This window comes from Arthrobacter gengyunqii (assembly GCF_023022985.1).
GTDB lineage: Bacteria > Actinomycetota > Actinomycetes > Actinomycetales > Micrococcaceae > Arthrobacter_B > Arthrobacter_B gengyunqii.
In genome coordinates this window covers 3,152,900-3,170,345 of record NZ_CP095461.1, presented here as the reverse complement: position 1 = coordinate 3,170,345, position 17,446 = coordinate 3,152,900, and the positions used below count along the sequence as shown (strand labels likewise).

Annotated in this window: 20 protein-coding genes; 18 read left to right on the top strand and 2 right to left on the bottom strand. The window is 67.7% G+C overall.

All coding sequences use genetic code 11. The features are described from left to right. Window positions 1-3: 3 nt before the first annotated feature. The 10 genes from paaB to MUG94_RS14555 all read left to right on the top strand — a co-directional run bounded on the left by paaB (window position 4) and on the right by MUG94_RS14555 (window position 8,074). On the top strand, window positions 4-381 hold the full coding sequence (gene paaB, locus MUG94_RS14600) for a 1,2-phenylacetyl-CoA epoxidase subunit PaaB (protein ID WP_227890438.1): 378 nt from the start codon (window positions 4-6) through the stop codon (window positions 379-381). Beyond that, on the top strand, window positions 378-1,202 hold the full coding sequence (gene paaC / locus MUG94_RS14595) for a 1,2-phenylacetyl-CoA epoxidase subunit PaaC (protein ID WP_227906849.1): 825 nt from the start codon (window positions 378-380) through the stop codon (window positions 1,200-1,202). The genes paaB and paaC overlap by 4 nt, the downstream gene beginning before the upstream one ends. A 6-nt stretch (window positions 1,203-1,208) precedes the next feature. Then, a complete protein-coding gene (paaD, locus tag MUG94_RS14590) occupies window positions 1,209-1,727 on the top strand; it encodes a 1,2-phenylacetyl-CoA epoxidase subunit PaaD (RefSeq protein ID WP_227906847.1) in 519 nt (172 codons plus the stop codon). A 3-nt stretch (window positions 1,728-1,730) separates the two neighbouring features. Then, window positions 1,731-2,924, top strand: coding sequence for a 1,2-phenylacetyl-CoA epoxidase subunit PaaE (paaE, locus tag MUG94_RS14585; protein ID WP_227906845.1), 1,194 nt, complete (start codon window positions 1,731-1,733; stop codon window positions 2,922-2,924). 23 nt (window positions 2,925-2,947) lie between these two features. Then, window positions 2,948-3,715, top strand: a complete 768-nt coding sequence (locus MUG94_RS14580; RefSeq protein ID WP_227890434.1) for an enoyl-CoA hydratase/isomerase family protein — start codon at window positions 2,948-2,950, stop codon at window positions 3,713-3,715. Window positions 3,716-4,260: 545 nt separating this feature from the next. Then, complete coding sequence (locus tag MUG94_RS14575) at window positions 4,261-4,905, top strand: hypothetical protein (protein ID WP_227906844.1); 645 nt, start codon at window positions 4,261-4,263, stop codon at window positions 4,903-4,905. A gap of 69 nt (window positions 4,906-4,974) precedes the next feature. Further along, window positions 4,975-5,658: a copper resistance CopC family protein gene (locus MUG94_RS14570; protein WP_227906842.1), complete on the top strand. Its 684-nt coding sequence runs from the start codon at window positions 4,975-4,977 to the stop codon at window positions 5,656-5,658. 134 nt (window positions 5,659-5,792) lie between these two features. Then, window positions 5,793-6,386, top strand: a complete 594-nt coding sequence (locus MUG94_RS14565) for a copper chaperone PCu(A)C (protein ID WP_227906841.1) — start codon at window positions 5,793-5,795, stop codon at window positions 6,384-6,386. Next, a complete protein-coding gene (locus tag MUG94_RS14560; protein WP_227906839.1) occupies window positions 6,386-7,627 on the top strand; it encodes a Dyp-type peroxidase in 1,242 nt (413 codons plus the stop codon). The genes MUG94_RS14565 and MUG94_RS14560 overlap by 1 nt, the downstream gene beginning before the upstream one ends. Before the next feature lie 192 nt (window positions 7,628-7,819). Continuing rightward, on the top strand, window positions 7,820-8,074 hold the full coding sequence (locus MUG94_RS14555) for a DUF6480 family protein (protein WP_104160330.1): 255 nt from the start codon (window positions 7,820-7,822) through the stop codon (window positions 8,072-8,074). Between the two features lie 116 nt (window positions 8,075-8,190). On the opposite strand, the gene MUG94_RS14550 is transcribed toward MUG94_RS14555, so the two are convergent. After that, the gene (locus MUG94_RS14550) at window positions 8,191-8,655 is read right to left on the bottom strand and encodes an Lrp/AsnC family transcriptional regulator (protein ID WP_227890428.1); all 465 of its coding nucleotides are present in this window, start codon (window positions 8,653-8,655) and stop codon (window positions 8,191-8,193) included. A 183-nt stretch (window positions 8,656-8,838) separates the two neighbouring features. Between MUG94_RS14550 and pdhA the strand changes: the two genes are divergently transcribed. From pdhA to MUG94_RS14525, 5 genes are all read left to right on the top strand, one after another. Further along, window positions 8,839-9,993 (top strand): pyruvate dehydrogenase (acetyl-transferring) E1 component subunit alpha, encoded by a 1,155-nt coding sequence (gene pdhA, locus MUG94_RS14545; protein WP_423724276.1) that lies wholly within the window; start codon window positions 8,839-8,841, stop codon window positions 9,991-9,993. 12 nt (window positions 9,994-10,005) lie between these two features. Further along, window positions 10,006-11,121: an alpha-ketoacid dehydrogenase subunit beta gene (locus MUG94_RS14540; RefSeq protein ID WP_227906833.1), complete on the top strand. Its 1,116-nt coding sequence runs from the start codon at window positions 10,006-10,008 to the stop codon at window positions 11,119-11,121. After that, entirely contained in the window at window positions 11,118-12,563 is a 1,446-nt protein-coding gene (locus MUG94_RS14535) for a dihydrolipoamide acetyltransferase family protein (protein WP_227906831.1), read from the top strand. Before MUG94_RS14540 ends, MUG94_RS14535 begins: the two co-directional genes overlap by 4 nt. Before the next feature lie 159 nt (window positions 12,564-12,722). Then, window positions 12,723-13,574 carry an MBL fold metallo-hydrolase gene (locus tag MUG94_RS14530; RefSeq protein WP_227906825.1) on the top strand — a complete coding sequence of 284 codons (852 nt, stop codon included), beginning with the start codon at window positions 12,723-12,725 and terminating at the stop codon, window positions 13,572-13,574. Then, complete coding sequence (locus MUG94_RS14525; protein WP_423724275.1) at window positions 13,559-14,890, top strand: MFS transporter; 1,332 nt, start codon at window positions 13,559-13,561, stop codon at window positions 14,888-14,890. Before MUG94_RS14530 ends, MUG94_RS14525 begins: the two co-directional genes overlap by 16 nt. Here the strand turns inward: MUG94_RS14525 and MUG94_RS14520 are convergent. After that, the gene (locus MUG94_RS14520; protein ID WP_227906821.1) at window positions 14,862-15,773 is read right to left on the bottom strand and encodes a phosphatase PAP2 family protein; all 912 of its coding nucleotides are present in this window, start codon (window positions 15,771-15,773) and stop codon (window positions 14,862-14,864) included. The two genes, MUG94_RS14525 and MUG94_RS14520, sit on opposite strands and share 29 nt — an antisense overlap. A gap of 98 nt (window positions 15,774-15,871) precedes the next feature. Here MUG94_RS14520 and MUG94_RS14515 point away from each other — a divergent pair, with 98 nt between their 5' ends. From MUG94_RS14515 to MUG94_RS14505, 3 genes are read left to right on the top strand one after another with little or no spacing between them, the layout of a single operon-like run. Beyond that, window positions 15,872-16,903 (top strand): o-succinylbenzoate synthase, encoded by a 1,032-nt coding sequence (locus tag MUG94_RS14515; protein WP_227906819.1) that lies wholly within the window; start codon window positions 15,872-15,874, stop codon window positions 16,901-16,903. Then, window positions 16,900-17,157, top strand: coding sequence for a hypothetical protein (locus tag MUG94_RS14510; protein WP_227906817.1), 258 nt, complete (start codon window positions 16,900-16,902; stop codon window positions 17,155-17,157). Before MUG94_RS14515 ends, MUG94_RS14510 begins: the two co-directional genes overlap by 4 nt. Before the next feature lie 28 nt (window positions 17,158-17,185). After that, window positions 17,186-17,428 carry a GNAT family N-acetyltransferase gene (locus MUG94_RS14505; protein ID WP_227906816.1) on the top strand — a complete coding sequence of 81 codons (243 nt, stop codon included), beginning with the start codon at window positions 17,186-17,188 and terminating at the stop codon, window positions 17,426-17,428. Window positions 17,429-17,446 lie beyond the last annotated feature (18 nt).

Sequence of the window (17,446 nt, the reverse complement as noted above, 5' to 3'; positions counted from 1 at the left end):
ATCATGGTTTCGGGTTCAACAACGGGCGACGACGGCGCCAAGCCAGTAGGCACGCAGACTTCCGCCGAGGCCGGCACGGCGGCCCAGGCCGCAGCACTGAGTTCAGCCTGGCCGCTGTGGGAAGTTTTTGTCCGATCCTCCCGCGGACTGTCCCACGTCCACGCCGGCTCGCTGCATGCGCCGGACGCCGACATGGCCGTCCGCAACGCCCGCGACCTGTACACCCGGCGCAACGAAGGCGTTTCGCTCTGGGTGGTGCCGGCGTCGGCCATTATTGCCTCCGACCCCGACGCCAAGGGGCAGTTCTTTGAATCCCCCCAGGGCAAGGACTACCGGCACGCCACCTACTACACCAAGTCCGAAGGAGTGAAGCACCTATGAGCTCGGACAGCGCCACCCGCATCACCCCCGGCAACGCCCTCCGCCCGGAGGACATTGCCGCCGCGGGCATCAAGGCTCCGGCCGACGTTGCCGAATACGCCCTGCGCCTCGGCGATGATTCCCTGATCCTGGCCCAGCGGCTGGGCTGGTGGATTTCCCGCGCCCCTGAACTGGAGGAGGACGTTGCACTGGGCAACATCGGGCTGGACCTGCTCGGGCACGCCCGCTCCTTCCTGACCTACGCCGGGTCAGCGTCCGGCCGGACCGAAGACGACCTCGCCTACTGGCGCCGCGAGGGCGAATTCCGCTCCGCGCACCTGTTCGAACAGCCCAACGGCGACTTCGGGCGGACCATTGCCCGCCAGCTCGTGGCCTCCTTCTACTTGTATGAGCTGTACACCGCGCTGATGTCCTCCACGGATCCGACCCTGGCCGCAATCGCCGCCAAGGCCGTCAAGGAAGTTGACTACCACCGCGACCACAGCGCCCAGTGGGTCCTGCGCCTGGCCGGCGGCACCGAGGAATCCCGGCGCCGCATCACGCGCGCTTTGGAACTGACGTGGCCGTATGTCGGCGAACTCTTTGAGGACGACGATCTGGCTGTCTCCCTGGCCGCAACCGGAGCGGCAGTGCTGCCGTCCGCGCTGCGCGGAGGGTTCGACGCCGGCGTCGGCGCCGTGCTGCGCGAAGCCGGACTTGAGGTGCCGGCGGTGCCGGCAGCACCCGGCGGCGGCCGCCGCGGCAAGCACAGCGAACATTTGGGGTACCTGCTGGCCGAGATGCAGGTCCTGGCCCGCGAGCATCCCGGCGCCAGCTGGTAAGCGGCCATGAACGACACTGAGGCCCGGACGCTCCGGCCCGCCGATCCTGAGGCCGCCCGCGCTTGGGACATTGCCGCGACGGTCTGCGATCCCGAGATTCCGGTCCTCACTATCGAGGACCTCGGTGTGCTCCGGGCGGTTGAACTTGCCGGACCGGATGCCGTCACTGTGACCATCACGCCCACTTACTCCGGCTGCCCGGCCATGGACGCCATCCGGCAGGACGTGACCGCGGCGCTGAACGCTGCCGGCTATGCCCACGTACGCGTGGACCTGGTCCTTGCCCCGGCCTGGACCACCGACTGGATGAGCGAGGCGGGCAAGGCCAAGCTGAACACCTACGGCATCGCCCCGCCCTCCGGCAAGGCCGCCGCGGGTCCGGTGCGGCTGGGGCTGAGCGTGAAATGCCCGCAGTGCTCGTCCCTCAACACACGCGAACTGACCCGTTTCGGCTCCACCTCCTGCAAGGCGCTCTACGTCTGCCAGGACTGCCGTGAACCCTTCGACTATTTCAAGGTGCTCTAACCCATGACTACATCCGTTCCCGCGCCGGCACCGTCCGCCGCGGACGCCGCCGTGCCGTCGCCGGCCGCCGCTTCCTCCCGCCGGACCGCCTTTCATCCCCTTACCGTGGCGGAAGTGCGCCGGCTCACCGAGGATGCCATCGAGGTGACCTTCGCGGTTCCGGCCGAGCTGGCCGGGTCCTTCGATTACCTGCCGGGCCAGTACGTTGCGCTGCGGACCACCCTCGACGGACAGGAAATCCGCCGCAGCTATTCCATCTGCGCCGAACCGCGGCCCGGAGAAATCCGGGTGGCGATCAAGCGCGACCTGGGCGGCAAGTTCTCCACCTGGGCCAACCAGTTCCTCAAGGCCGGCGATGTGCTGGACGTGATGAGCCCGGCCGGCGGCTTCATTTCCAAGCATCCGATGAACGGGCTGAACCATCCCGAAGACCTGGACATCGCCGGGGAGAATGTCTTTGCGGCAGTTGCGGCCGGATCAGGGATCACCCCGGTGATCGCCATCGCCCGCACCGTGCTGGCGGCGTCGGAGACCACCCGCTTTGACCTCGTCTACGCCAACAAGGCGGCCATGGACGTGATGTTCCTCGAGGAACTGGCGGACCTGAAGGACCGCTACCCCGCACGGTTCGCCCTGCACCACGTGCTCTCGCGCGAACAGCGCATCTCACCGCTGCTCTCCGGCCGGATCGACGCCGAGAAGCTCGCCACGCTGATTGACTCAGTGCTGCCGACGCAGCAGGTGGATGAGTGGTTCCTCTGCGGTCCCTTTGAACTGGTGCAGATGTGCCGCGACACCCTCGCGGACCGCGGCGTGGAATCGGACAAGATCCGCTTCGAGCTGTTCAGCACCGGCCAGCCCGGCAAGCCGGAGGGCGCAGCCGGCCGTCCCGTCGTCGTCGAACCCGGCGGTGACACCTACTCCATCACGTTCCGTCTGGACGGGCTGCAGGGCAAGGTGGCCAGCCCCACCCACGCCCGCGAGTCCATCCTCAACGCCGCGCTGCGGGTCCGTCCTGATGTTCCATTCGCCTGCGCCGGCGGCGTCTGCGGCACCTGCCGCGCCAAGGTCGTCACCGGCACCGTGGAGATGGACGAAAACTACGCCCTGGAACCGGATGAACTGGCAAAGGGCTACGTCCTGACCTGCCAGAGCCGCCCCACCAGCCCCGACGTCACCGTCGATTACGACGCCTAGCATTTGAAGGAACGGAGCACCCCTTGATTGAACTGAGCGTCAGCGGCGGCATCGCCGAAATTGTCCTCAACGCCCCCAAAAAGCTAAATGCACTGGACGAGGAGGCGCTGGCTGAGCTTTCCCGGGCATACGACGACGCCGAAGCCGCCGGTGTGCGGGCGCTGCTGCTGCGGGGTGAAGGCCGGGCATTCTGTGCAGGACGCGACATTTCCGCCGTCGACCCCGCCAATGACGACGCCTACGCCTACCTGGGTGACCTGGTGACACCGCTGCTGAAGAAGATGGCGGCCTTCCCTGCACCCACCTTCGCTGCGGCGCAGGGCGCGTGCCTCGGCGTCGGACTGGGCCTGCTCGTGGCCACCGACGTGGTCTACGTGGCAGACAACGCCAAAATCGGTTCACCGTTCGCCAACCTCGGCGCAACCCTGGACTCCGGCGGGCACTGGCTGTTCACCGAACGCCTCGGCGCGCACCGGACCCTGGACCTGATCTACACCGCTGACCTGATGAGCGGGTCCGAAGCCGTGGCCGCCGGGCTGTTCAGCCGTGCGTTCCCCGCCGAAGAACTGCAGGACCGCACCCGGGCCATCGTGGAACGCGTGGCCACCGGCGCCACCGGAGCGTTCCGGGCGTCGAAGTCGCTGGTGGCGCAGATCCGCGACTCCCGGGTGGGGCTGTGGACCGCCATGGAGGCCGAGAATACCGCTCAGGGTGAGCTCTGCCGGACCAAGGATTATGCCGAAGGTTTCTCGGCGTTCATCGACAAGCGCAAGCCCGTCTTCCAGGGGTAGCGGCCGGGCGGCGGTCCAGTGGTTCGGTGTGCGCGGCTCCTCTTGTGTGCGGCTCCTCTTGGGTGCGTCTCCGGTGGCCTGCCGCCGAGCGGTCCCTTCGTGTGTGCACGTCTGGTGGCCTCCCGCCCGGAAAGGTCGCCAGATCTGCACACGGAGTAGCCAACGGCTCCCGGTACCCGCAGGAACTGCGCACTCGATACTCCGCCGTCATCCTTCGTGCAGATAACGGGACTACGGGAATTCTTACGTGCAGATAGCGGGCTTAAAAGGCCTCGAATGACGAGTTTGCTCCCGGTATGTGCACGAAGGATTCGGGGGAACGGGTTTTGGTCCCGGTATGTGCACGAAGGATTCGGGGGAACGGGTTTTGGTCCCGGTATGTGCACGAAGGATTCGGGGGAACGGGTTTTGGTCCCGGTATCTGCACGAAGGATTCGGGGCAGGCGGCCCGCAACGTATTCGACAACCCGTAGAAATCCGGGGACAATGTCAGCAGCCGGACCGAGCAACCGCTCACCCGGCCCGAGGAGACTCTGGGAGGGATGATGAGCACGCGCGCCGCACGTCTGGTGCGCGGCTGGGCCGCAGCTTTTTCGGCCACGGCCGTCGCCGCAGCCTCCCACGTCCTTGCCGGCGGCGTCATTCCGAATCCGTTCATTGTGCTGTTCGCCCTTGCTCTGTCCGCCATGGTGTCCTGTGCCCTCGCCGGACGCGTGCTGTCGCTGCCGCGAACCTCCGCCGCGGTGCTGGCCAGCCAAGGAATTTTCCACCTGCTCTTTACCGTCGGGGGAGCGGGGCTGGCAGTCGGTCCCTCTGCTGCCGCCCTGGGCACAGCGGGTCACGCCGGGCACACAGCCCATGCTGATCCGGGGGCAATGGCCGCTCAGTTTGCTGACGCCGGAGCCCTGGGAGCTGCCGGGCATTCCTCGGCGGCAATGTGGTTCGGCCACCTGCTCGCCGCCGCAGCCACCGTGTTGCTCATCCGCAACGGCGAAGCCGCCCTGCTGCGGATCCTGGCAGCCATGCGCCTGTCCATCACCGCCATCCTGCCGCGTATTTTGCCGCTGCCGATGGGTCCGCGGATTCCCAAGCTCTCCACCCTCCTCCCTGCTGACCCGCTGCGGAACCTCGGTGTTCCTCTGCTGGTGATGAGACACCGGGGACCGCCGGCCGCTGCTGTGTCCTTCTAGGCTCCGCGCACCTGCCCGGCGCCTTACTCCCAGGCAGCCGTCGGTAACGAACCGGCGCAGAAAGCAGTCATGCCCTCGCTCTCCGCAACACCCTTTTCCCGCCAGCTCAGTTCCGTCCCTCGCTCCCAAAGCGCTGCGTTCCGCCGCTTGCTGGCCTTCCGCGCGTTCCTGCTGGCAGCCCTGCTGTTTACGGGGTTCGGAACAGCGCTGATGGCCGCTCCGGCAGCACTGGCCCATGACGAACTTGTTTCCTCCACGCCGGCGGACGGCACCGTATTGGAGGAAGCCCCGGCGGAACTTGAACTGGTCTTTAGCTCCGAACTGATGGACATCGGCAACAAGGTGATTGTCGCCGACGCAGCCGGAACCGACCTGGTCGAGTCGGAGCCCGTCCTGAACCGGGAAACCCTGGTGCAGGCGCTGCCGGCGCTTGAAAACGGCACCTACCAGGTCAACTGGCGCGCGGTTTCCAGCGACGGACACCCCATCACCGGAACATTCAGCTTCACCGTGGACGCACCGGTTCCGGCTGCCGCGGAGACGAGCGCCCCCGCCGGTGCACCTACCGAATCAGCATCAGCTCCCGCCACCGCCGAGCCGACGGCTGAGTCTTCCGGCCCCGCAGCAACGGAGGAATCGGTGGCATCGCATGTGCCCTGGGCCCTCGGCGGCGCGGCTGTGGGAGCAATCGTTGCCCTCGCCGTTTGGGCTGCCGTTGCGCAGCTGAAGAAGCGCCGCGGAGCCGGCTCCTAGCCACGCCGCCGTGTGCCGCGCCGGAAAACCCGTGCGGCTCATCCAACACAGCCGCAAGGTTGCGCATCTATAAGACCCTTTTCGCCCGGGCACCTTGAGCGCGCCCGCGCACCAAACCTTTCGGAGTACTCCAAATGAAGAAACTCACCCTTGCAGCTGCCGTCCTGGCACTCTCCGCCGCTGGGCTTGCCGGCTGCGCCGCTGACACCCCGGCGACCGGCTCCTCTGCTGAGGCCACCGTCCAGCAATCCCAGCACCTGGCCGTGACCGGAGCCTGGGCCAAGGCCAAAGGTGCCGGTGACATGACCGGTGCCTTTGGCACCCTGAAAAACTTCGGCGAGGAAGACATCACGGTGGTGGCCGCGACGTCACCTGCCGCCGATGCGGTGGAACTGCATGAAACGGGCGCCGGTTCGGACGGCGCCATGAAAATGCGGGAAGTCGAAGGCGGCTTCGTTGTCCCGGCGGGCGGAGAATATGTCCTCGAACCCGGTGCCAACCACCTGATGCTCATGGGACTCACCGATGAACTGCTGGCAGGCGAGACGCTGGCCATCACGCTGGAACTCGGCGACGGCAGCAGCCTGGAAATGGAAGCCACGGCCAAGGACTTTGCCGGCGCCAATGAGAACTACGAATCCGATGACTCTTCCTCGGAAAACGATGCAGCTCATGATGCGGGCAACGGTGCCGCACACGGCAGCGAAGAACCCTCCATGGGTCACTGATGAGCCAGGAAACACCCCGGGGCGTTGGCCGCCGTCGCCTGCTGTTCGGCGGTGCGGCCGCCGGATTGGGTGCGGTCGCAGCAGCGGGCGCGCAGTGGGTTGGCGGCAACGCCGCCCCGGAACCGGATCTGGTCCGCACCGGGCTGGACGAGGGCGGAGCCAACGGTTCCCAGACGGTTCCTTTCTATGGAAAGCACCAGGCGGGGATCGCCACCGGGCCACAGGCGCACGCCGTCTTTGCCGCACTGGACCTGCGCGGAGACGTGGACCGGGACCGTATCCGGTCCTGGCTCCGCCTCCTCAGCGACGACGCCGCGGCGCTGACACAGGGCCGCCCGGCCCTGGCGGACACGGAAGCGGAGCTGGCGGTTCGTCCTGCCCGGCTCAGCGTCACTTTTGGATTTGGGCCGGGACTGGTGAACGCTGTTGCTCCGCACCTGGCGCCGCCGTGGCTTGCTCCGCTGCCGGCCTTCGGCATCGACGCGCTGCAGGAGCGCTGGAACGGGGGAGACCTGTTGCTGCAGATCTGTGCCGATGATCCGCTGACCGTTGCCCACGCCCAGCGGATGCTCCTGAAGGACAGCCGGGCGTTCGCCGAAGTGCGCTGGATCCAGTCCGGGTTCCGCCGCGCGTACGGCAGCGAGCAAACCGGAACCACGATGCGGAACCTTTTTGGGCAAGTGGATGGCTCCGCCAACCCCGTTCCAGGGACGCCGGAGTTTGACCGCGTGGTCTGGGGCGACGCTGAGATCCCTGCGTGGCTGGACGGGGGAACGTCCATGATCATCCGCCGTATCGCCATGAACCTGGACACCTGGGATGAACTGGACCGGCACGGACGGGAGGAAGCCGTGGGCCGCACGCTGGCCAGCGGCGCGCCCCTGACCGGCTCGGCGGAGCATGACGACCCCGACTTCGAGGCCGTCACCGCGCTCGGCTTCCCCGTGATTCCCGACTACTCCCATATGCGCCGGGCACGGCCGGACAACCCCCGGCAGCGGATCCTGCGGCGTTCGTACAACTACGACGACGCCCCGGAGCCCGGCGGCCCGGTCTCCAACGCGGGCCAGGTTTTCGTCTCCTTTCAGGCCGACGTGAGTGCCCAGTTCCTGCCGATCCAGGAACGCCTGGACAAGCTGGACCTGCTGAACGAGTGGACGACGCCGATCGGCTCGGCGGTGTTCGCCGTTCCCCCGGGCGCCAGGGAGGATGGCTTTGTGGGGGAGGAGCTCTTCGACTGAGCACCGCCGGCTGAGCACCGCCGGCTGAGCACCGCCGCCTGAGCAACCGCCGCACCGCAACGCCGGGCCTGAACTGGGCCGGGTTGTTTCTCCGGGGCGCCAGAGACTACGTTGGAAACTAATGATCAGCATGCTGATTATTGCCCGGGCCACCCCGGAAGCACCAGCAGTCACGGAGAGACGGAGGCACAGATGACGGACAGCTACGATCCGAATAATGACCCGGGCAATCCCGACAAGCCCAAGGATGCCGGCAAGAAACTGCAGGACTCCAGCCGGGAGGGCGGCGGCAACGCCGACACCAGCACGGAAAAGGGTAAGTTTGCCAACCCGGACCCCGCGGCAGGGAACGTCACCGGCCTGGAACCCGGCGGCGGCGTTCCCCCGGGAGAAACCCCTCCCGCCGAGGATCAGATGAGCATGGACCAGGGGCACGACGAAAACTGAGTCCCTGCAGCACTGCACAGCGGCCCGCCCCCGGACTTCCGGGTGGCGGGCCGCTTGCTGCGTCAGGGTCTTTTGCTGTTTTGGGGGCCGCGCGGTGTAGGGTCCAGGCCTTGCCCTTACCGCGCGTCCAAATCCTCGAACACCAGGAAGGTCTGCGTGTCCAGGATGCCGGGCATGGACTGCAGCTGGTCGAAGATGACCTGCCGCAGGTGCACATTGTCCTCGGCCCGCACCAGCAGGATCACATCGAACGAACCGCCCACCAGCGCAATGTGGTGGATTTCGGGAATGGTGCGAAGCTGTTCGCGCAGTTCCCGCCACGAGTGCTGGCGCACCTTAAGCGTCACGTAGGCCGAGGACCGCAGTCCCGCCTTTACGGGGTCAACGACGGCGGTGAACCTGCTGAGCACGCCCGTTTCCGTCAGCTTGGCGATCCGCGAGTAGGCATGCGCCCGGGAGATGTGGACCGCCTCGGCCACGGCGGTGACGGAGGCCCGCCCGTTGCCCGTAAGTTCGGTCAGGATGGCCCGGTCAATGTCATCCAGCCGCGGGGCCGCCTGCTCAGTTCCGTCCCGTGCCATAGTGTCCATATCCTCCGGTGTAATCCAGCTCACTTTTGCATTTCGTCCATCAGTCTAGCCGTATAGGCCGTATCCATCCACGCTTTCGGCTGCCTGTGGATACGAATAACGGTTGGTCAGCATACTGGGATGACGAAACATCCACGGCGAAGAGGCGGTGGAAGGGCAGCTGACGGAGGCAATATGACTATCTCAACGGGCAATCCGCCCCCCGGAGCCATGGAAGATCCCCGCCGGGACGCACGCCGTTTCGGCACCGCCGGCAGCTCGGACCTGCTGCCCTCGGAGTCTCCCGTGCAGCTGGTGGACCCGGACGGAGTCCACCGCCACGATGACCGCTACCCCCTGCCCGACGGCGACTCTCTCCGCAGCGCCTACGCCCGGCTGATCGCCGGCCGGCGCATTAATGACCAGGCCAACGCGCTCGTCCGGCAGGGCCGGCTGGCCGTCTATCCCTCCTCCCACGGCCAGGAAGCCTGCCAGGTGGCCGCCGCCGTCGTTCTCGATAAAAACGACTGGCTCTTCCCCACCTACCGCGACACTGTGGCGGTGATTTCCCGCGGCGTGGAACCGCTGCAGGTCCTGACGCTGCTCCGCGGCGACTGGCACTCCGGCTACGACCCCTATGAGCACAACACCGCCCCGCAGGCCACACCCCTGGCCACCCAGCTGCTGCACGCCGTCGGCGTAGCGCACGCGGCCAAGCTCCGCGGCGAAGACACCGTGGTGCTGGCCATGTGCGGCGACGGAGCCACCAGCGAGGGCGACTTCCACGAGGCCCTGAACTTCGCCGCCGTCTTCCACGTGCCCGTGGTCTTCTTTGTGCAGAACAACGAGTACGCCATTTCCGTGCCGCTGGCGAGCCAGTCCGTGGCGCCGTCCCTGGCGCACAAGGCCATCGGTTACGGCATGCCCGGGGAACGGGTGGACGGCAATGACCTGGCGGCGCTGCTCTCCGTCCTGGGCGCGGCGGTGGACCGGGCGCGCGAGGGCCACGGACCGTCCCTCGTGGAAGCACACACCTACCGGATGCAGGCGCACACCAACGCCGACGACGCCACCCGCTACCGCACGGAGGAGGACGTTCAGAAGTGGGTGCCGCGGGACCCGATCACCCGCCTGAGCACCTACCTGCGCGGCTTGAACCTGCTGGATGACGACGCCGAAGCTGCTTTTGCGGCCGACGCCGAGGACATCGCAGCCCACATGCGCGACGGCTTGAACACCGACGTGGAACCGGATCCGCTGGAACTGTTCAACCACGTCTACACCCGACGCACGCCGCAGCTCAATGAGCAGGCAAACCTGCTGCGCGACGAACTCTCGCGCCAGGCCTGAAAGGCAGCCACGATGACCGTTACCGAAACCCTCGAAGTTCCTGAGACCCGCGAAGCACCGGCGGCACCAGGCCCGGCTGCCCCCGAGTCCCTGACCTTCGCCAAGGCCCTGAACACCGCACTGGCCGATGAAATGGAAGCCAATCCCGCCGTGGTCATGTTCGGTGAGGACGTGGGACCGCTGGGCGGGGTCTTCCGGATCACCGACGGGCTGACCGCCCGCTTCGGCCAGGACCGCTGCTTCGACACGCCCCTGGCCGAGTCGGGCATCATGGGAATGGCCGTGGGCATGGCCATGAACGGCATGCGTCCCGTGGTGGAAATGCAGTTCGACGCATTCGCGTACCCGGCCTTTGAACAGGTCGTCAGCCACGTCGCCAAGACCGCCAACCGTACCCGCGGCAAGGTTCGCCTGCCGATGGTGATCCGCATTCCGTACGCCGGCGGCATCGGGGGAGTGGAACACCACTGCGACTCCTCCGAGTCCTACTACGCGCACACTCCGGGGCTGACCGTCGTGGCGCCCGCCACCGTCGCCGACGCCTACACCCTGCTGCGCGAAGCCATCCGGCTCAATGACCCGGTGGTCTTCCTGGAGCCCAAGAAGCTCTACTGGACCAAGGAACAGGTTGACCTCGCGGCGCTGCGCAGCCGGTTTGACGCGGAAGATGTCACGGGGGACGTCACAGCGCACGACGACGGCGGCCCGCTTCCCGGCGGCATCGGCACCGCCGCCGTGGCCCGCTCCGGCACCCACGCCACCCTGATCGCGTACGGCCCCTCCGTGGCCACCGCCATGGCTGCCGCCGAAGCCGCAGCAGAAGAGGGCCGGTCGCTGGAAGTCATCGACCTGCGCTCCATCGTGCCGTTCGACGATGAAACCGTCACCGCCTCGGTCCGCCGCACCGGCCGCGCCGTGGTCATCTCTGAAGCACCCGGATTCGCCTCCGTGGCCTCGGAAATCGTGGCCCGCGTCCAGGAACGCTGCTTCCATTCCCTGGCCGCGCCGGTGCTGCGCGTCACCGGGTTCGACATTCCCTATCCGGCACCCAAGCTCGAGCACTGGTTCCTGCCCAGCGTGGACCGGATCCTGGACACCGTTGACGAACTGCAGTGGGAGGACCGATGAGCACGCGCACCTTCCTGCTCCCTGATCTGGGCGAAGGCCTGACCGAAGCCGAACTGGTGACCTGGCTGGTGGCCGTGGGCGACGAGATCCGCGTGGACCAGCCGGTGGCCGAGGTGGAAACCGCCAAGTCCCTGGTGGAAGTTCCCTCCCCGTTTGCCGGCACCGTGGCACAGCTGCACGGCGAAGCCGGGCAGACGCTCGACGTCGGGCGTCCCCTGATCTCTGTAGCCGCAGCCGGCGCTGCGGCTGGTCCTTTGGCAAGCGCAACAGCCGGGTCCACCCCGGCACCGGATCGCAGCGACCCCGACGGAGAGGCATATCGGCAGGAAGAAAAGGCTGGTTCGGGCAACGTACTGATCGGCTACGGCACCCCCGGCGGACACGCCGTGGCACGCCGGACCCGCCGCCCGCGTACCGCAGCGGCCGGACCGGTTGCAGCTCCGGCTCGTGTTTCATCAGCCCCGCCGGCGCCGGTGCTGGCAATAGTCCCGGACCTCCCGGCCGAAGCGCCGCGGTGCATCTCGCCGCTGGTCCGCAAGCTCGCCCGCGAGAACGGCGTCCGTCTGGCTGATCTGACGGGCTCCGGCGCCAACGGACTGATCCTCCGCAGCGACGTGGAAACGGCTCTGTTCCGGGCAGGCGCAATCGAAAAGGTCGAACCCGCCGCAGCCCCCGCAACCTCGGCAACTCAGGCAGCCCCTGCCGACTGCGATCCGCGTACCGGCCTGGCCGTCGCATCGCGGACACCGGTCAAGGGACTGCGCAAAACGGTCGCCGCCAACCTCGCCGCCAGCCGGGCCAACATCCCCGAAGCCACGGTCTGGGTGGATGTTGACGCCACCGCTCTGCTGGAGCTGCGGGCAGACCTCAAGCGCCGGCACCCGGAGAACACCCCGGGGCTGATGGCGTTCCTGGCCCGCTTCGTGCTGGCCGGGCTGGCGAAATACCCGGAGCTCAATGCCCGGTTCGATCCGGCATCCGAGGACGCCGACGGCGGAGCCCGGATCACCGCATATGAAGGCGTCAACCTGGGCTTCGCGGCGCAGACCGACCGCGGACTGGTTGTTCCGTCCATCCGCCGGGCGGACACCATGAATGCCCGCACCCTGGATGCGGAAATCCGCCGGCTCACGGCGTCGGCCCGGGACGGCAAGGCCACTCCAACGGAGCTGACCTCGGGCACCTTCACGCTGAACAACTACGGAGTGTTCGGCGTGGACGGCAGCGCCGCCATCATCAACTATCCGGAATCAGCCATCCTCGGGATCGGCCGGATCATCGACAAGCCCTGGGTCGTGGACGGCGCCCTCGTGGTGCGGAAAATGACCGAGCTGACCCTGGTCTTCGACCACCGGATCTGTGACGGCGGCACCGCGGGCGGGTTCCTGCGCTATGTGGCCGATGCCATCGAGAACCCGGGCAGCGTCCTCGCGGACCTCTGACGGCGCGCGTCCCGGCCGGCCCATGACGTTCCGCAACATTTGCGGGCCGTCGTGGTCCGGCGGCCGCGGCCGGGATACCTTGGAACCAGCAATTGGAAGAGACTCACGCCGGTGCACCCAAGGCCCCGGGCAGTTTACGGACTCACAAAGGACGGACCCATGACCCAAGCAACCGGCCAGGAAACCGAGCAGTGGCTGGAAGTGGCGCCGCGGGTTCTGGTGCACGCCAACCCCGGCTTCGGCATGAACACCGGACTGGTCATTGGGGATGAGCAGGCGCTGATCATCGACACCGGTGCCGGTCCCCGGCAGGGCTGCGCCATCCTGACGGCGGTGCGGGAGCGCACCGATCTGCCGCTGATCGCCGTGAACACCCATGCGCACTTTGATCATTTCTTCGGCAACGCCGTGCTGGCGGCGAACGGCGTCCAGGACATCTGGGCCACCAGCCGCTGCGCCGAGGCCATCCGGGACCACGGCGAGTCCCAGCGCCCCGCCGTCGCCGGCGTGGAAGCGGAGATGGCCGCCGGTGAGGGCGTGCACACCGAGATCCTGGCACCCAACCGCCTGGTGGACGGTTCCCCGGTGGACCTGGACCTGGGCGGCATCTCCGTGACACTCTTCCATCTGGGCCGGGGCCACACCGACCATGACCTGCTCGTCGGCGCCGGCGATGTTCTGTTCACCGGAGATCTGGTGGAACAGGGCGCGGACCCGTCCTTCGAGGATTCCTTTCCCAAGGAATGGATCCGCACGCTGGGCAAAATGACCGCGCTGGAGGACCTGTATACGGTCTTCGTGCCGGGCCACGGCAAACCGGTGACCGTGGACTTCGTGACCACGCAGATGAACAAGATGCGCACCGCCGTCGCCGTCACCCGCAGCGCCATGGACCAGGCGTCCACCGACATGACCAAGGCCATCCCCATCCTGCCGTACGGGCCGGAGCAGTCCCGCGCCCTGCTGATGCGGCTGCGGACCCTGGCCCGCTGGAAATGGCTCAAACAATAGGGCGATACCCTGAACCCGTGCCCGCAGAATCCTTTAGCCTCAAATCCATAGCCATTCCGGCGTTCGGGCCGACGCTCCTGTACGGTCTGGCCACCGGAGCCATCCTGCCGGTGATCGCGCTCACGGCGCGGGATCTCGGCGCCACCGTGGCACTGGCGGCCCTGGTCATCACGCTGACCGGAGTGGGGTCCCTGGTCACCAATGTGCCGGCCACGGTGCTTACCACCCGGTTCGGTGAAAAGTGGGCGCTGGTCATCGCTGCGCTCTGGTGTGCAACGGCCATGGCCACAGCAGCCCTGGCGCCCGTGCTGTGGCTGTTTGCACTGGCCGTGTTCATGGTGGGGATGGCCGGGTCGGTGTTTGGCCTGGCCCGGCAAAGTTACCTGACCGAGGCAGTACCGCTGTATTTCCGTGCCCGGGCACTGTCCACCCTGGGCGGGGTGAACCGGATCGGTGTCTTCGCCGGCCCCTTCGCCGCCGCCGGGGTCATCCATTTCGCCGGCATCGCGGGAGCCTACTGGGTGGGTGCCGCCGCCGCGCTGTTGGCAGCGATTATCAGCCTGCGGGTGCCGGAACTGCGGGCGCCTGTCCCGGCGGGCACGGGACGAGCCGCCGGTCCACGAGGCTCCGCCCGCAGAGGACGCCGCGGCGCGGGTGATCCGGCCGTGCCCGCACCCACAGTGCGCTCCGTCCTCGGCACCCACGGCAAGGTGTTCCGCACCCTGGGCCTGGGCATCCTGCTGATCGCGGCGGTGCGTGCCTCCCGGCAGGCGGTGATTCCGCTCTGGGCCCAGCACATCGGCCTGGATCCCACCCAGACCGCCCTGATTTACGGGCTGTCCGGTGCCATCGACATGCTGATCTTCTATCCGGCGGGCAAGGTCATGGACCTGTGGGGGCGGCGTTGGGTGGCCGTGCCGTGCATGCTGACCATGGCTGGGGGACTGGCGCTGATGCCGCTGACCACCGACCGGACCGGCCTGCTGCTGGTGTCCCTGATCCTGGGCTTTGGCAACGGGATCGGCTCCGGCATTGTGATGACGCTCGGAGCGGACTTTTCGCCCTCGCCGGGCCGCCCGCAGTTCCTGGGCATCTGGCGGCTGCTCGCGGACAGCGGGACCATGGCCGGGCCGGCACTGCTCTCAGCGGTGACGGCACTGGTCTCGCTGTCCGCCGGCATCGGGGCCACCGCCGTCCTTGGTCTGCTGGGCGCGGCGGCCCTGTGGAAATGGGTGCCCAAGGGCCGTCCCGGCTACGGGCAGCCAAGCGGCCGGGCGGCCGGTCCGGTCAGCGGGCCGGATCTCCCGCCTGCATAGAGAAGACCCAGCAGGCCAGCGCGCTGAGCACGTAGCCCACACCAACGATCAGGCCCAGGCCGGACCAGAAGTACAGCAGCATGGACCCGCTGCTGCCCAGCACGGTGGTGCCGCTGGTGGCGTAAAGGTAGGAGCCGACGCTGATCAGCAGCGACAGCAGTCCGGGGATCCAGCACATCGCGGCGAACACCGGAACTGAACCGCGGCCCCGGCCGCCTGGCGGCCAGTAATTCCACTCCGGCGTGGTGCGCAGCATGATGAGCCCGCCGATCAGCGTCCACGTGGCAACCACCAGAAAGGAAGCCACGACGTCGGCCGGCCGGTGCCACAGGTTGACGAAAGTGGACGCCCCCGCGAGCACGGCGTAGCTGCCGCCCGCCAGGGCAACCGCCGGACGCCAGCGGGGGGAAGCCAGCAGGAATACGACGGCGGCCGCGGAGGCGGCCAGAGTCGTGTGGCCTGAGGGCAGTGAATTGAAGTCCAGCGTGATGACACCGCGGTCCGGACGGTCGAGAAAGAGCCGCTTGAGCAGCTGGCTGCTGATGTTCGCTGCAGCGAAAGTTGCCAGGGCAATCACCGCGGGCGCCAGCCGCCGTCGCCGTATGGTCATCACCAGCACCACGGCCCCCGCAATAAACACGGACAGCAGCGGCAGGTTGTCCAGGAATTCCAGCACCGGGAGCTTTGTGCCGGGCATGGCCACCTCGGCCTCGCGCCAAGCGGATTCATCGGCCAGCTGCCCCGTGGTGGTGCGGACAAAACCCCAGTACGTCACCGCAACCGCGGCGGCACACAGCAGTGCCCCAAACAGGAACAGGGCTGCATTGGAGGCGGGCGCGCGCCGGATCGGAGCGCGGCGGTTCAGGAGATCGCGGGTATTCATTGCCTCCTAGTCTGCCACTGGATCTTGGCACTTGTCTGAACGTTCGGCGTGATCGCCGTCATGCTGTGCCGGGCAGATCCCGGGGTTAGGCTGGCTGGGTGGCTACTCCCGTTCTTTCCTCTGCGCCCGGGTCCCGCCCGGAGCTGTCCGAACTGCTCGCCGGTGCCCGCGTTGTCTCGATCCCGATGCGGGTCCGTTTCCGCGGAATCCTGCACCGTGAGGCCCTCCTGATTCCCGGGGCTGCCGGCTGGGGCGAGTTTTCCCCGTTTCCCGAATACGACGACGGCGAGGCCGCGCCGTGGCTTGCGGCAGCTTTGGAAGCGGCGGCGGAGGGCTATCCGGAACCGGTCCGGGGCTCCGTTCCGGTCAACGGCACCGTACCGGCGGTGGCCGTGGACCAGGTTGAAGGAGTCCTCGCCCGGTTTGGTGCGGTGGGCGCGGTGAAGGTTAAGGTGGCCGAGCGAGGCCAGACCGTGGCCGAGGACCTGGCCCGGGTGGCAGAAGTCCGGCGGCTGCTCCCCAACGCAGGCATCCGCGTGGATGCCAACGGCGGCTGGGACGTGCCCACCGCCGTCGCCGCCCTGGAAGCACTGGCCGAAGCGGGACTGGAATACGCCGAGCAGCCGGTACCGGAGATCGCCGGGCTGCGGGAAGTGCGGCAGGAACTGGCACGCCGCGGAATCCCGGTGCTGATTGCCGCCGACGAGAGCGTACGCAAGGAAACCGATCCGCTGCGCGTGGCACGGGAGGACGCCGCGGACCTGATTGTGGTGAAGGTGGCTCCGCTGGGTGGGGTGCGCCGCGCCCTGGAGATTGTGGCCGCGGCCGGCCTTCCCGCCGTGGTCAGCTCTGCCCTGGACACCTCGGTGGGAATCCGGGCCGGCGTCGCGCTGGCGGCCTCGCTGCCCCAGCTGCCGTATGCCTGCGGGCTGGGCACACTGTCGCTGATGACGGGGGACGTCGCTGAGCAGCCCATGCTGCCCGACGGCGGCGCGCTGGCGGTGCGCGACGTGCCGGTGTCTGAGGAATTGCTGGAGCGTTATGCCGCCAATCCGGACGTGACCCAGTGGTGGCTGGACCGTCTGGAACGGGTGTACGGGCAGCTGATGAGAGGGGACAGGACAGCATGAAGTACGTACTTCCGGCACTGACGGTTCTGATGGCGGTTGCCGGGCTGGCCGTGTGGATCTTTGCGGACAACCTTCTTTTGGGGCTCGGCCTGGTGGCCCTGGCGCTGCTTCTGGGGGCTGTTGCCCCGCGCGTTGTTGGCCGCCTGGGAACGGACAACAGCGCCGGCGATGCCGACCCGGCACGGGTGAAGGAGTACCGGGCGCAGCATCCGGGAGCGACCATCGCCGACGCAATCCGCGCCACCCGGAAGTAGGGTGCCGGATCCTTCGGCTGAAGGCAACGTGCAAGGATCAACCCATCGTGCCGGTGCCTCCCGGTTGCTCGTGGGGGCGGTGCGGGTGGATGCCGGGCTGCGCGGCAACGGACTTGGCTCGGCGATGATGGCCTGGGCGGTCGAAGAAGGGCGGCGGCGCGGCGCCTCGATGGTTCAGCTCACGAGCGACAGGGCACGCGATTCAGCCCACCGGTTCTACGAGCGTCTGGGCTTTACTCCGTCGCATGTGGGGTTCAAACTCTTCCTCTAGCGGTCTTCCAAAAGTCGG